Raw genomic sequence first — 14,513 nt, 5'->3', positions numbered from 1 at the left:
GTTTATGTAATAATTTAGTAGCTTATTTACTAAATTGTAAACATCTCATTCAATAATTAATATGATCGAAAGTTTCATGAAAATATATTAGTCGATTTTGAAAGAAGCGTAGTCAATTTATGTCTTTCTATAAAAATTTACTATTAAGAAAATCTCTGCGTATTTTTCTATAATCAGTTTCGTATTTATACGATTCTGGAGTTCAATATTAATGTCTTATATTTAAAATGCCATACCTATGCAATAGAACATATATTCTTTTTGTGAGTAGAAAGTTTGTTATATTAGAAGTGAATAATTTTAAAACATATTATGGAAATGTAAGAAGGAATATTATGAAACTAGGTAAAGTAGATTATTAGAAATTCCATACAATAGGAGAAGTAAAGTGAATAAAATCTGGTATTACTAAAGCTATTGATTGTCCTAATTGTAATAAAAAGTTGGATAGTGTAGTTGAGGGGAGAAAAACTAAAATGCAAAAATATATTCTCAATGGATCATTATAAATACCAATTAGATTAAAGTATTGCGAACATTTACAATTAGAAATCAGTATTAATCTGCCATAGATAATTGTATTAATGTAAAAAATAAAATAGAATGAGAATATACGGAAATTTTTTATACATTTATAACCAATTCTGTTAAACTGTGAAGAGTAGAGTTAAAAACGAACTTTTTGTTTATTTTTATTAAAAATGTTCTGTTTTTGAAAATTCGAGTATACATACGATAGGAGTTAAAAAAATGATTGAACGCTATTCTAGAGAAGAAATGTCTAATATTTGGACTGATCAAAATCGCTATGAAGCATGGTTAGAAGTGGAAATTTTAGCATGTGAAGCATGGAGTGAATTAGGACATATACCGAAAGCTGACGTACAAAAAATTCGTCAAAACGCAAAGGTAAATGTCGAACGTGCACAAGAAATTGAACAAGAAACGCGCCATGATGTTGTAGCCTTTACTAGACAAGTTTCTGAAACGCTAGGTGAAGAACGTAAGTGGGTACATTATGGTTTAACTTCTACTGATGTTGTAGATACAGCTTTAAGTTTCGTTATTAAACAAGCAAATGACATTATTGAAAAAGATTTAGAAAGATTTATCGACGTTTTAGCTGAAAAAGCAAAAAATTATAAATATACATTGATGATGGGACGTACACATGGAGTGCATGCAGAACCAACTACATTTGGTGTCAAAATGGCATTGTGGTACACGGAAATGCAACGTAACTTACAACGTTTCAAACAAGTAAGAGAAGAAATTGAAGTAGGGAAAATGAGTGGTGCAGTAGGTACTTTTGCTAACATTCCTCCTGAAATAGAAAGTTATGTGTGTAAACATTTAGGTATTGGCACAGCGCCTGTATCAACGCAAACATTGCAACGCGATCGACATGCATACTATATTGCGACATTAGCATTAATCGCGACGTCACTAGAAAAATTTGCCGTTGAAATTCGTAACCTTCAAAAAACCGAAACAAGAGAAGTTGAAGAAGCATTTGCAAAAGGCCAAAAAGGTTCATCTGCAATGCCTCATAAACGAAATCCAATTGGTTCTGAAAATATCACAGGTATTTCAAGAGTCATTCGTGGTTATATTACTACAGCTTATGAGAATGTGCCATTATGGCATGAAAGAGATATTTCTCATTCTTCTGCTGAGCGTATTATGTTACCAGATGTTACAATAGCACTAGATTATGCATTGAATCGTTTCACAAATATTGTGGACCGTTTAACTGTATTTGAAGATAATATGCGTAATAACATAGATAAAACATTTGGTCTGATTTTCTCACAACGTGTCTTATTAGCATTAATTAATAAAGGTATGGTTCGTGAAGAAGCATACGACAAAGTACAACCAAAAGCGATGATATCTTGGGAAACGAAAACACCTTTCCGTGAATTAATCGAACAAGATGAGTCTATTACAAGTGTTTTAACAAAAGAAGAATTGGATGAATGTTTCGATCCTAAACATCATTTGAATCAAGTTGACACTATTTTCGAACGCGCTGGATTAGCATAAAATTAAATAAAGTAACGATTCAGATTTAATAAAATATAAATCGCTACACTTTAATAGATTAATGCGTTAAAATGACATAAAGAATAAAATTATAGGGGTTGTTTCGATATGCAAATTGAAAAATTACGAGGTGCAGCGTTAGATGAATTGTTTGATGCAATACTAACGTTAGAAAATAGAGAAGAATGTTACCAATTTTTCGATGATTTGTGTACTGTAAATGAAATTCAATCACTGTCTCAAAGATTACAAGTTGCTAAAATGATTAAGCAAGGTTATACCTATGCAACGATTGAACAAGAATCTGGAGCATCGACTGCAACGATTTCTAGAGTGAAGCGTTCATTACAATGGGGTAATGATGCTTATACAATGATTTTAGATCGTATGAATATTGAAACAAATGAATAATAAATGAACGATAAACAATGGTTATCTATCTGCACTAATAAGGTAGATAATCATTGTTTTTTCACGAAAAAATTTACAGAGTAAAAGAACTTAAATTTCATATTAAGTCTTTAGAACTCGACACTTAAAAATGCTATAATCATATGTATGTTAAAAAAGGAGTTTCGGAAAATGTATGACATTAAAAAATGGCGCCATATTTTTAAATTAGACCCAGCTAAACATATTTCAGATGATGATTTAGATGCGATTTGTATGTCTCAAACAGATGCAATTATGATTGGTGGAACTGATGACGTTACTGAAGATAATGTCATTCATTTAATGAGCAGAGTAAGAAGATACCCATTGCCTTTAGTACTTGAAATATCAAACATCGAAAGTGTAATGCCTGGTTTTGATTTTTATTTTGTACCTACAGTACTGAACAGTACAGATGTTGTATTTCACAATGGTACATTATTAGAAGCGCTTAAAACATATGGACATAGTATAGATTTTGAGGAAGTAATATTTGAAGGGTATGTCGTGTGCAATGCTGATAGCAAAGTGGCAAAACATACCAAAGCAAATACAGATTTAACAACAGAAGATTTAGAAGCATATGCCCAAATGGTCAATCATATGTATCGATTACCGGTTATGTATATAGAGTATAGTGGCATTTATGGCGACGTATCAAAGGTTCAAGCTGTCTCAGAACATCTAACAGAAACGCAACTTTTTTATGGTGGCGGTATTTCCTCAGAACAACAAGCGACAGAGATGGCAGCTATTGCAGATACAATTATCGTCGGTGATATTATTTATAAAGATATTAAAAAAGCTTTAAAAACAGTAAAAATAAAGGAGTCTAGTAAATGAATGCGTTATTAAATCATATGAATACAGAGCAAAGTGAAGCTGTAAAGACAACAGAAGGACCATTGTTAATTATGGCAGGTGCTGGTTCAGGGAAGACACGTGTTTTAACACATAGAATTGCTTATTTATTAGACGAAAAAGATGTCTCACCATACAATGTTTTGGCTATTACTTTTACAAATAAAGCTGCAAGAGAAATGAAAGAACGTGTTCAAAAATTAGTAGGTGATCAAGCAGAAGTTATTTGGATGTCAACATTCCACTCAATGTGTGTTCGTATTTTACGTCGTGATGCAGATCGAATTGGTATAGAACGCAATTTTACGATAATTGATCCTACAGACCAAAAATCTGTTATTAAAGACGTCTTAAAAAATGAAAATATTGATAGTAAAAAGTTTGAACCTCGTATGTTTATCGGTGCGATCAGTAATTTGAAAAATGAACTTAAAACACCTGCAGATGCTCAAAAAGAAGCCACAGATTATCACTCGCAAATGGTAGCAACGGTTTATAGTGGATATCAACGCCAATTGTCACGTAATGAAGCGTTAGATTTTGATGACCTTATTATGACAACGATTAACTTATTTGAGCGTGTACCAGAAGTTCTAGAATATTATCAGAACAAATTCCAATATATTCATGTAGATGAGTATCAAGATACTAATAAAGCACAATATACATTAGTTAAATTATTAGCAAGTAAGTTTAAAAACTTATGTGTTGTAGGTGACTCAGATCAGTCAATTTATGGTTGGCGTGGTGCTGATATTCAAAATATCTTATCATTTGAAAAAGACTATCCAGAAGCGAATACAATCTTTTTAGAGCAAAATTATCGTTCGACGAAAACGATTTTAAATGCGGCTAACGAAGTGATTAAAAATAATTCTGAACGTAAGCCAAAAGGACTGTGGACTGCAAATACGAATGGTGAGAAAATTCATTACTATGAAGCAATGACGGAACGTGATGAAGCGGAATTTGTAATACGAGAAATTATGAAGCATCAACGTAATGGTAAGAAATATCAAGATATGGCAATTTTATATAGAACGAATGCACAATCACGTGTACTTGAGGAAACATTCATGAAATCTAATATGCCATACACAATGGTTGGTGGCCAAAAGTTCTATGACCGTAAAGAAATCAAAGATTTATTAAGTTATTTGCGTATAATTGCCAATAGTAATGATGACATTAGTTTGCAACGTATTATTAATGTTCCAAAAAGAGGTGTAGGTCCTTCATCTGTTGAAAAAGTTCAAAACTATGCACTTCAAAACAATATCAGTATGTTTGATGCACTTGGAGAAGCTGATTTTATCGGATTGTCAAAAAAGGTGACACAAGAGTGTCTTAATTTTTACGAGTTAATCCAAAGCTTGATAAAAGAACAAGAATTTTTAGAAATTCATGAAATAGTTGATGAAGTATTACAAAAGTCTGGCTATCGAGAAATGCTTGAACGTGAAAATACATTAGAATCTCGAAGTAGATTAGAAAACATCGATGAATTTATGTCAGTACCAAAAGACTATGAGGAAAATACCCCATTAGAAGAACAGTCATTAATTAACTTTTTAACGGATTTATCGTTAGTAGCTGATATTGATGAGGCAGATACTGAAAATGGCGTAACACTAATGACGATGCACTCGGCTAAGGGCCTTGAATTTCCAATTGTCTTTATAATGGGGATGGAAGAATCTTTATTCCCACATATTAGAGCGATTAAGAGTGAAGATGATCATGAAATGCAAGAAGAACGTCGTATTTGTTATGTAGCAATTACAAGGGCTGAAGAGGTGTTATATATCACTCATGCGACATCAAGAATGTTATTTGGTCGCCCTCAGTCAAATATGCCATCCAGATTTTTAAAGGAAATTCCAGAATCACTATTAGAAAATCATTCAAGTGGCAAACGACAAACGATACAACCTAAGGCAAAACCTTTTGCTAAACGCGGATTTAGTCAACGAACAACGTCAACGAAAAAACAAGTATTGTCATCTGATTGGAATGTAGGTGACAAAGTGATGCATAAAGCCTGGGGAGAAGGCATGGTGAGTAATGTAAACGAGAAAAATGGCTCAATCGAACTAGATATTATCTTTAAATCACAAGGGCCAAAACGTTTGTTAGCGCAATTTGCACCAATTGAAAAAAAGGAGGATTAAGGGATGGCTGATTTATCGTCTCGTGTGAACGAGTTACATGATTTATTAAATCAATACAGTTATGAATACTATGTAGAGGATAATCCATCTGTACCAGATAGTGAATATGACAAATTACTTCATGAACTGATTAAAATAGAAGAGGAGCATCCTGAGTATAAGACTGTAGATTCTCCAACAGTTAGAGTTGGCGGTGAAGCCCAAGCCTCTTTCAATAAAGTCAACCATGACACGCCAATGTTAAGTTTAGGGAATGCATTTAATGAGGATGATTTGAGAAAATTCGACCAACGCATACGTGAACAAATTGGCAACGTTGAATATATGTGCGAATTAAAAATTGATGGCTTAGCAGTATCATTGAAATATGTTGATGGATACTTCGTTCAAGGTTTAACACGTGGTGATGGAACAACAGGTGAAGATATTACCGAAAATTTAAAAACAATTCATGCGATACCTTTGAAAATGAAAGAACCATTAAATGTAGAAGTTCGTGGTGAAGCATATATGCCGAGACGTTCATTTTTACGATTAAATGAAGAAAAAGAAAAAAATGATGAGCAGTTATTTGCAAATCCAAGAAACGCTGCTGCGGGATCATTAAGACAGTTAGATTCTAAATTAACGGCAAAACGAAAGTTAAGCGTATTTATATATAGTGTCAATGATTTCACTGATTTCAATGCGCGTTCGCAAAGTGAAGCATTAGATGAGTTAGATAAATTAGGTTTTACAACGAATAAAAATAGAGCGCGTGTAAATAATATCGATGGTGTTTTAGAGTATATTGAAAAATGGACAAGCCAAAGAGAGTCATTACCTTATGATATTGATGGGATTGTTATTAAGGTTAATGATTTAGATCAACAGGATGAGATGGGATTCACACAAAAATCTCCTAGATGGGCCATTGCTTATAAATTTCCAGCTGAGGAAGTAGTAACTAAATTATTAGATATTGAATTAAGTATTGGACGAACAGGTGTAGTCACACCTACTGCTATTTTAGAACCAGTAAAAGTAGCTGGTACAACTGTATCAAGAGCATCTTTGCACAATGAGGATTTAATTCATGACAGAGATATTCGAATTGGTGATAGTGTTGTAGTGAAAAAAGCAGGTGACATCATACCTGAAGTTGTACGTAGTATTCCAGAACGTAGACCTGAGGATGCTGTCACATATCATATGCCAACCCATTGTCCAAGTTGTGGACATGAATTAGTACGTATTGAAGGCGAAGTAGCACTTCGTTGCATTAATCCAAAATGCCAAGCACAACTTGTTGAAGGATTGATTCACTTTGTATCAAGACAAGCCATGAATATTGATGGTTTAGGCACTAAAATTATTCAACAGCTTTATCAAAGCGAATTAATTAAAGATGTTGCTGATATTTTCTATTTAACAGAAGAAGATTTATTACCTTTAGACAGAATGGGGCAGAAAAAAGTTGATAATTTATTAGCTGCCATTCAACAAGCTAAGGACAACTCTTTAGAAAATTTATTATTTGGTCTAGGTATTAGGCATTTAGGTGTTAAAGTGAGCCAAGTGTTAGCAGAAAAATATGAAACGATAGATCGATTACTAACGGTAACTGAAGCGGAATTAGTAGAAATTCATGATATAGGTGATAAAGTAGCACAATCTGTAGTTACTTATTTAGAAAATGAAGATATTCGTGCTTTAATTCAAAAATTAAAAGATAAACATGTTAATATGATTTATAAAGGTATCAAAACATCAGATATTGAAGGACATCCTGAATTTAGTGGTAAAACGATAGTACTGACTGGTAAGCTACATCAAATGACACGCAATGAAGCATCTAAATGGCTTGCATCACAAGGTGCTAAAGTTACAAGTAGCGTTACTAAAAATACAGATGTCGTTATTGCTGGTGAAGATGCAGGTTCAAAATTAACAAAAGCACAAAGTTTAGGTATTGAAATTTGGACAGAGCAACAATTTGTAGATAAGCAAAATGAATTAAATAGTTAGAGGGGTATGTCGATGAAGCGTACATTAGTATTATTGATTACAGCTATCTTTATACTCGCTGCTTGTGGTAACCATAAGGATGACCAGGCTGGAAAAGATAATCAAAAACATAACAATAGTTCAAATCAAGTAAAAGAAATTGCTACGGATAAAAATGTACAAGGTGATAACTATCGTACATTGTTACCATTTAAAGAAAGCCAGGCAAGAGGACTTTTACAAGATAACATGGCAAATAGTTATAATGGCGGCGACTTTGAAGATGGTTTATTGAACTTAAGTAAAGAAGTATTTCCAACAGATAAATATTTGTATCAAGATGGTCAATTTTTGGACAAGAAAACAATTAATGCCTATTTAAATCCTAAGTATACAAAACGTGAAATCGATAAGATGTCTGAAAAAGATAAAAAAGACAAGAAAGCGAATGAAAATTTAGGACTTAATCCATCACACGAAGGTGAAACAGATCCTGAAAAGATTGCAGAAAAATCACCAGCCTATTTATCTAACATTTTAGAGCAAGATTTTTATGGTGGTGGAGATACAAAAGGTAAAAATATTAAAGGTATGACGATTGGTTTAGCTATGAATAGTGTTTATTACTATAAAAAAGAAAAAGATGGACCGACTTTTAGTAAAAAACTAGATGATAGCGAAGTTAAAAAGCAAGGTAAACAAATGGCTAGTGAGATATTATCAAGGTTACGTGAAAATGATGATTTAAAAGATATACCAATTCATTTTGCAATTTATAAGCAATCAAGTGAAGATTCAATCACACCAGGTGAATTTATTACTCAAGCGACTGCAGAAAAGAGTCAAACAAAGCTTAATGAATGGCATAATATCAATGAAAAATCAGCTTTATTACCTTCTTCAACAGCAGCAGATTATGATGAAAATTTAAATAATAATTTCAAGCAATTTAATGATAATTTGCAATCATATTTTTCTAATTTCACACAAGCAGTAGGGAAAGTTAAATTTGTTGATAAAAAGCCACAACGATTAGTAGTAGATTTACCAATCGATTACTATGGACAAGCTGAAACAATTGGTATTACACAGTACGTTACTGAACAAGCGAATAAATATTTCGATAAAATCGATAACTATGAAATTCGTATTAAAGATGGTAACCAACCACGTGCTTTAATTAGTAAGACAAAAGATGACAAAGAACCGCAAGTTCATATTTACAGTAATTAATTGTAAATTAAAGATAATAAAAAGGTACCAATGTTAGTCATAATTTTGATTAACATTAGTACCTTTTTAATTTGTTAAGACTTATGAATTATTTTTCTCTAACGATGTCACGAACTTTGTTTAAGTCAGTTTCAACAAATGCACCAGGTTTTTTAGTAAGTTTACTTACAACATATGTAACGATTACACTTACAATAAATCCAGGAATAATTTCATATAAGCCGAATATTTCGTTGATATGTGCCAATGGTTTAATCCACGCAATCCAAACGATAACGACTAAGGCACCTGAAACCATTCCACTTACAGCACCGGCACGTGTCAAACCTTTCCAGTAAAGTGCAAATAGCACAAGTGGACTGAACGATGCACCAAATCCGGCCCAAGCGTTACCTACTAAGTTTAGAATTGTGTCGTTTGGATTCCATGCAATCGCGATGGCAACAATTGCTACAACTAATACAGATAATCTTCCAATCATAACAAATTCTTTTTGGTGCGTTTTAGCTTTTTCTTCACCACGAATTAATTTATAAAAGTCTTCCGTTAGTGAACTAGATGTTACAAGTAATTGTGAAGAAATCGTGCTCATAATTGCAGCTAGAATCGCAGCAAGTAAGAAACCACCTACAAGAGGATGGAAGAGTACTTGACTCATCACGATGAATAATGTCTCAGGATCTTCTAGTTTAATATGATAAGCAGGTACGAATGCAATACCTGTTAAACCAACAGCCACAGCGCCTAATAAACCAACAGCCATCCAGCTAATACCTAAACGTCTAGCTTTAGGTAGCATCTTGTGTGATTTAATAGACATAAACCTTACAATGATATGAGGTTGACCGAAATAACCTAATCCCCATGAAAATAGAGAGATAATTCCTATAAATGATAACCCTTTAAATAAATTTAAATTTGTAGGTTTCATAGCTGCTACATCATGAAACGTTCCCCAGCCGTTTAAATTCATCATAGCAACAATAGGGACCATAACCATCGCAATTAACATAATGACACCTTGGAAGAAATCTGTAATTGATACAGCTAAATATCCACCAAAGAAAGTATAGAAAATGACAATGAAAGCAACTAATATTAAACCGAAATGATAATCTAATCCAAAAGCACTTTCAAATAATTTACCACCAGATACGAAACCAGAATGTGTATATAATGTAAAGAATACTACGATAATCAATCCAGAAATAATCTTTAACACATTATTTTTATCGTTTAAACGATTTTTAAAGAAATCTGGTAATGTAATTGCATCTCCAGCTAATTCGGTATAAACACGAAGTCTAGGAGCAACAACAAAGTAATTTATATAAGCACCTAATGTTAAACCGATTGTAATCCACATAGCTGATAGACCAGTGCTATAGACAGAACCAGGTAGCCCCATAATCATCCATCCACTCATATCTGAAGCTCCAGCTGATAATGCAGTAATATACGGTCCAATACTACGTCCACCTAACATGTACTCGCTTAGGTTACCAGTTGCTTGCTTGTAACCGTAAAAGCCAATAACGATTAGTATCAAGAAGTAGACGGCAATCATAATATAAGTTTGCCAATTGGCATCTACTTGTTGACTTAATGCTGTCCCCATTGTAAGCATGATAAACACTCCCTTTATTTAATTTATAATTTAGTTACTTGAAAACATTATACATAAAGATAAATGTTTAGAAAAGTAGGAAAATTAAATTTATTCTTTTTGAAATACTTGCATACCAATATAGAAAGCGCTTTCGTATTTTTTGGATATGAGCAAATTTTTATAATTAAAATTGCATAATCATAATATTGAATTGGGTTGTCTAATATTAAAAGAGTGTTGTTTTCATAAAAAATGATTTGATAAACGAATGATAATGTTTATACAGTTTATATGAAATTAAAGTAGCACCTCATAAATACTTAGATTTTTAATTGGAAATTTGATACAATTTAGTGATGAATGACTTAAAGGAGGCTTTTATTAATGACAAAAGTAACACGTGAAGAAGTTGAGCATATCGCGAATCTTGCAAGACTTCAAATTTCTCCTGAAGAAACGGAAGAAATGGCCAACACATTAGAAAGCATTTTAGATTTTGCAAAACAAAATGATAGCGCTGATACAGAAGGCGTTGAACCTACATATCACGTTTTAGATTTACAAAACGTTTTACGTGAAGATAAAGCAATTAAAGGTATTCCGCAAGAATTAGCTTTGAAAAATGCCAAAGAAACAGAAGATGGACAATTTAAAGTGCCTACAATCATGAATGAGGAGGACGCGTAAGATGAGCATTCGCTACGAATCGGTTGAGAATTTATTAACTTTAATAAAAGACAAAAAAATCAAACCATCTGATGTTGTTAAAGATATATATGATGCAATTGAAGAGACTGATCCAACAATTAAGTCTTTTCTAGCGCTGGATAAAGAAAATGCAATCAAAAAAGCGCAAGAATTGGATGAATTACAAGCAAAAGATCAAATGGATGGCAAATTATTTGGTATTCCAATGGGTATAAAAGATAACATTATTACAAACGGATTAGAAACAACATGTGCAAGTAAAATGTTAGAAGGTTTTGTGCCAATTTACGAATCTACTGTAATGGAAAAACTACATAAAGAGAATGCCGTTTTAATCGGTAAATTAAACATGGATGAGTTTGCAATGGGTGGTTCAACAGAAACATCTTATTTCAAAAAAACAGTTAACCCATTTGACCATAAAGCAGTACCAGGTGGTTCATCAGGTGGATCTGCAGCAGCAGTTGCAGCTGGCTTAGTACCATTTAGCTTAGGTTCAGACACAGGTGGTTCAATTAGACAACCGGCTGCATATTGTGGCGTTGTCGGTATGAAACCAACATACGGTCGTGTATCTCGATTTGGATTAGTTGCTTTTGCATCTTCATTAGACCAAATTGGTCCATTGACTCGAAATGTAAAAGATAATGCAATCGTATTAGAAGCTATTTCTGGTGCAGATGTTAATGACTCTACAAGTGCACCAGTTGATGATGTAGACTTTACATCTGAAATTGGTAAAGATATTAAAGGATTAAAAGTTGCATTACCTAAAGAATACTTAGGTGAAGGTGTAGCTGATGACGTAAAAGAAGCAGTTCAAAACGCTGTAGAAACTTTAAAATCTTTAGGTGCTGTCGTTGAGGAAGTATCATTGCCAAATACTAAATTTGGTATTCCATCATATTACGTGATTGCATCATCAGAAGCTTCGTCAAACCTTTCTCGTTTTGACGGAATTCGTTATGGTTATCATTCTAAAGAAGCTCATTCATTAGAAGAATTATATAAAATGTCAAGATCTGAAGGTTTCGGTAAAGAAGTAAAACGTCGTATTTTCTTAGGTACATTTGCATTAAGTTCAGGTTACTATGATGCTTACTATAAAAAATCTCAAAAAGTTAGAACATTGATTAAAAATGACTTTGATAAAGTATTCGAAAATTATGATGTAGTAGTTGGTCCAACAGCGCCTACAACTGCGTTTAATTTAGGTGAAGAAATTGATGATCCATTAACAATGTATGCCAATGATTTATTAACAACACCAGTAAACTTAGCTGGATTACCTGGTATTTCTGTTCCTTGTGGACAATCAAATGGCCGACCAATCGGTTTACAGTTCATTGGTAAACCATTCGATGAAAAAACGTTATATCGTGTCGCTTATCAATATGAAACACAATACAATTTACATGACGTTTATGAAAAATTATAAGGAGTGGAAATCATGCATTTTGAAACAGTTATAGGACTTGAAGTTCACGTAGAGTTAAAAACGGACTCAAAAATGTTTTCTCCATCACCAGCGCATTTTGGAGCAGAACCTAACTCAAATACAAATGTTATCGACTTAGCATATCCAGGTGTCTTACCAGTTGTTAATAAGCGTGCAGTAGACTGGGCAATGCGTGCTGCAATGGCACTAAATATGGAAATCGCAACAGAATCTAAGTTTGACCGTAAGAACTATTTCTATCCAGATAATCCAAAAGCATATCAAATTTCTCAATTTGATCAACCAATTGGTGAAAATGGATATATCGATATCGAAGTCGACGGTGAAACAAAACGAATCGGTATTACTCGTCTTCACATGGAAGAAGATGCTGGTAAGTCAACACATAAAGGTGAGTATTCATTAGTTGACTTGAACCGTCAAGGTACACCGCTAATTGAAATCGTATCTGAACCAGATATTCGTTCACCTAAAGAAGCATATGCATATTTAGAAAAATTACGTTCAATTATTCAATACACTGGTGTATCAGACGTTAAGATGGAAGAGGGATCTTTACGTTGTGATGCTAACATCTCTTTACGTCCATATGGTCAAGAAAAATTTGGTACTAAAGCCGAATTGAAAAACTTAAACTCATTTAACTATGTACGTAAAGGTTTAGAATATGAAGAAAAACGCCAAGAAGAAGAATTGTTAAATGGTGGAGAAATCGGACAAGAAACACGTCGATTTGATGAATCAACAGGTAAAACAATTTTAATGCGTGTTAAAGAAGGTTCTGATGATTACCGTTACTTCCCAGAGCCTGACATTGTACCTTTATATATTGATGATGCTTGGAAAGAGCGTGTTCGTCAGACAATTCCTGAATTACCAGATGAGCGTAAGGCTAAGTATGTAAATGAATTAGGTTTACCTGCATACGATGCACACGTATTAACTTTGACTAAAGAAATGTCAGATTTCTTTGAATCAACAATTGAACACGGTGCAGATGTTAAATTAACATCTAACTGGTTAATGGGTGGCGTAAACGAATATTTAAATAAAAATCAAGTAGAATTATTAGATACTAAATTAACACCAGAAAATTTAGCAGGTATGATTAAACTTATCGAAGACGGAACAATGAGCAGTAAAATTGCGAAGAAAGTCTTCCCAGAGTTAGCAGCTAAAGGTGGTAATGCTAAACAGATTATGGAAGATAATGGCTTAGTTCAAATTTCTGATGAAGCAACACTTCTAAAATTTGTAAATGAAGCATTAGACAATAACGAACAATCAGTTGAAGATTACAAAAATGGTAAAGGCAAAGCTATGGGCTTCTTAGTTGGTCAAATTATGAAAGCGTCTAAAGGTCAAGCTAATCCACAATTAGTAAATCAACTATTAAAACAAGAATTAGATAAAAGATAATTTAAATCATCAAACTATGAAGATTTAAAAAATAAACCCTTGATTGCTGACTTAGATGCAATCGAGGGTTTATTTATATCTATAGAAGTCATATTACTTTTAACTTTATTCATTGTACATGTTAATGGTAAAAATATTAATTTTATTAATGCGTTAGCTTTAATTATATTAAGGCAAACTGTATAATAAAAAGGTATAAAACATTTTTGTATAAAGACAACATTATATTTACAACATCATTTTAAAGGTAAAATAGCATAACTGACGAAGTCTATATAATGAAGAACGGCAAAAAATGCTGAATAAATAACAAGCTTTGTACATATTGAGATAGTATTTGTTTAAGATACAAGTTGGTCTTTAACGATATTAAGAATGATGAAATAAGACTGAGCCTGGGTCATAAATTCAATGTCCTAGGCACTACAATGTTATATTGGCAGTAGTTGACTGAAAGAAAATACGCTTGTAACAAGCTTTTTTCAATTCTAGTGGGGCCCCAACATAGAAGCTGACTTTCTGTCAGCTTACAATAATGTGCAAGTTGGCGGGGCCCCAACATAGAAGCTGACTTTCTGTCAGCTTACAA

Annotated in this window: 11 protein-coding genes; 10 read left to right on the top strand and 1 reads right to left on the bottom strand. The window is 33.0% G+C overall.

Annotated features, from left to right (window positions below; translation table 11 throughout):
• Positions 1 to 750 precede the first annotated feature (750 nt).
• The 6 genes from purB to KI230_RS09900 all read left to right on the top strand — a co-directional run bounded on the left by purB (position 751) and on the right by KI230_RS09900 (position 8,729).
• The gene (purB, locus tag KI230_RS09925) at positions 751 to 2,046 is read left to right on the top strand and encodes an adenylosuccinate lyase (protein WP_000572878.1); all 1,296 of its coding nucleotides are present in this window, start codon (positions 751 to 753) and stop codon (positions 2,044 to 2,046) included.
• A gap of 108 nt (positions 2,047 to 2,154) precedes the next feature.
• On the top strand, positions 2,155 to 2,457 hold the full coding sequence (locus tag KI230_RS09920; protein ID WP_001165363.1) for a YerC/YecD family TrpR-related protein: 303 nt from the start codon (positions 2,155 to 2,157) through the stop codon (positions 2,455 to 2,457).
• Between the two features lie 171 nt (positions 2,458 to 2,628).
• Positions 2,629 to 3,321 (top strand): heptaprenylglyceryl phosphate synthase, encoded by a 693-nt coding sequence (gene pcrB, locus KI230_RS09915; protein WP_000272070.1) that lies wholly within the window; start codon positions 2,629 to 2,631, stop codon positions 3,319 to 3,321.
• Positions 3,318 to 5,510 carry a DNA helicase PcrA gene (gene pcrA, locus KI230_RS09910; protein ID WP_000992921.1) on the top strand — a complete coding sequence of 731 codons (2,193 nt, stop codon included), beginning with the start codon at positions 3,318 to 3,320 and terminating at the stop codon, positions 5,508 to 5,510. The genes pcrB and pcrA overlap by 4 nt, the downstream gene beginning before the upstream one ends.
• A 3-nt stretch (positions 5,511 to 5,513) precedes the next feature.
• Positions 5,514 to 7,517 (top strand): NAD-dependent DNA ligase LigA, encoded by a 2,004-nt coding sequence (ligA, locus tag KI230_RS09905; RefSeq protein ID WP_000774568.1) that lies wholly within the window; start codon positions 5,514 to 5,516, stop codon positions 7,515 to 7,517.
• A 12-nt stretch (positions 7,518 to 7,529) separates the two neighbouring features.
• Positions 7,530 to 8,729, top strand: a complete 1,200-nt coding sequence (locus KI230_RS09900) for a CamS family sex pheromone protein (RefSeq protein ID WP_000831695.1) — start codon at positions 7,530 to 7,532, stop codon at positions 8,727 to 8,729.
• An 88-nt stretch (positions 8,730 to 8,817) separates the two neighbouring features.
• On the opposite strand, the gene putP is transcribed toward KI230_RS09900, so the two are convergent.
• Positions 8,818 to 10,356 carry a sodium/proline symporter PutP gene (gene putP / locus KI230_RS09895; RefSeq protein WP_000957020.1) on the bottom strand — a complete coding sequence of 513 codons (1,539 nt, stop codon included), beginning with the start codon at positions 10,354 to 10,356 and terminating at the stop codon, positions 8,818 to 8,820.
• 366 nt (positions 10,357 to 10,722) lie between these two features.
• Here putP and gatC point away from each other — a divergent pair, with 366 nt between their 5' ends.
• The 4 genes from gatC to KI230_RS09875 are packed head-to-tail and all read left to right on the top strand — an operon-like array spanning position 10,723 to position 14,110.
• Positions 10,723 to 11,025 carry an Asp-tRNA(Asn)/Glu-tRNA(Gln) amidotransferase subunit GatC gene (gene gatC, locus KI230_RS09890; RefSeq protein ID WP_000170162.1) on the top strand — a complete coding sequence of 101 codons (303 nt, stop codon included), beginning with the start codon at positions 10,723 to 10,725 and terminating at the stop codon, positions 11,023 to 11,025.
• A gap of 1 nt (position 11,026) precedes the next feature.
• The gene (gene gatA / locus KI230_RS09885) at positions 11,027 to 12,484 is read left to right on the top strand and encodes an Asp-tRNA(Asn)/Glu-tRNA(Gln) amidotransferase subunit GatA (RefSeq protein ID WP_000027917.1); all 1,458 of its coding nucleotides are present in this window, start codon (positions 11,027 to 11,029) and stop codon (positions 12,482 to 12,484) included.
• 12 nt (positions 12,485 to 12,496) lie between these two features.
• Positions 12,497 to 13,924: an Asp-tRNA(Asn)/Glu-tRNA(Gln) amidotransferase subunit GatB gene (gene gatB / locus KI230_RS09880; RefSeq protein ID WP_000545370.1), complete on the top strand. Its 1,428-nt coding sequence runs from the start codon at positions 12,497 to 12,499 to the stop codon at positions 13,922 to 13,924.
• A 39-nt stretch (positions 13,925 to 13,963) separates the two neighbouring features.
• Positions 13,964 to 14,110 carry a hypothetical protein gene (locus KI230_RS09875; RefSeq protein WP_001789566.1) on the top strand — a complete coding sequence of 49 codons (147 nt, stop codon included), beginning with the start codon at positions 13,964 to 13,966 and terminating at the stop codon, positions 14,108 to 14,110.
• Positions 14,111 to 14,513 lie beyond the last annotated feature (403 nt).

Origin of the sequence: Staphylococcus sp. MZ3 (assembly GCF_018622755.1) — a bacterium.
GTDB classification, from domain to species: domain Bacteria; phylum Bacillota; class Bacilli; order Staphylococcales; family Staphylococcaceae; genus Staphylococcus; species Staphylococcus aureus.
Note: the sequence above shows the minus strand (reverse complement) of the source record. Positions and strands in the feature narration are given on the sequence as shown.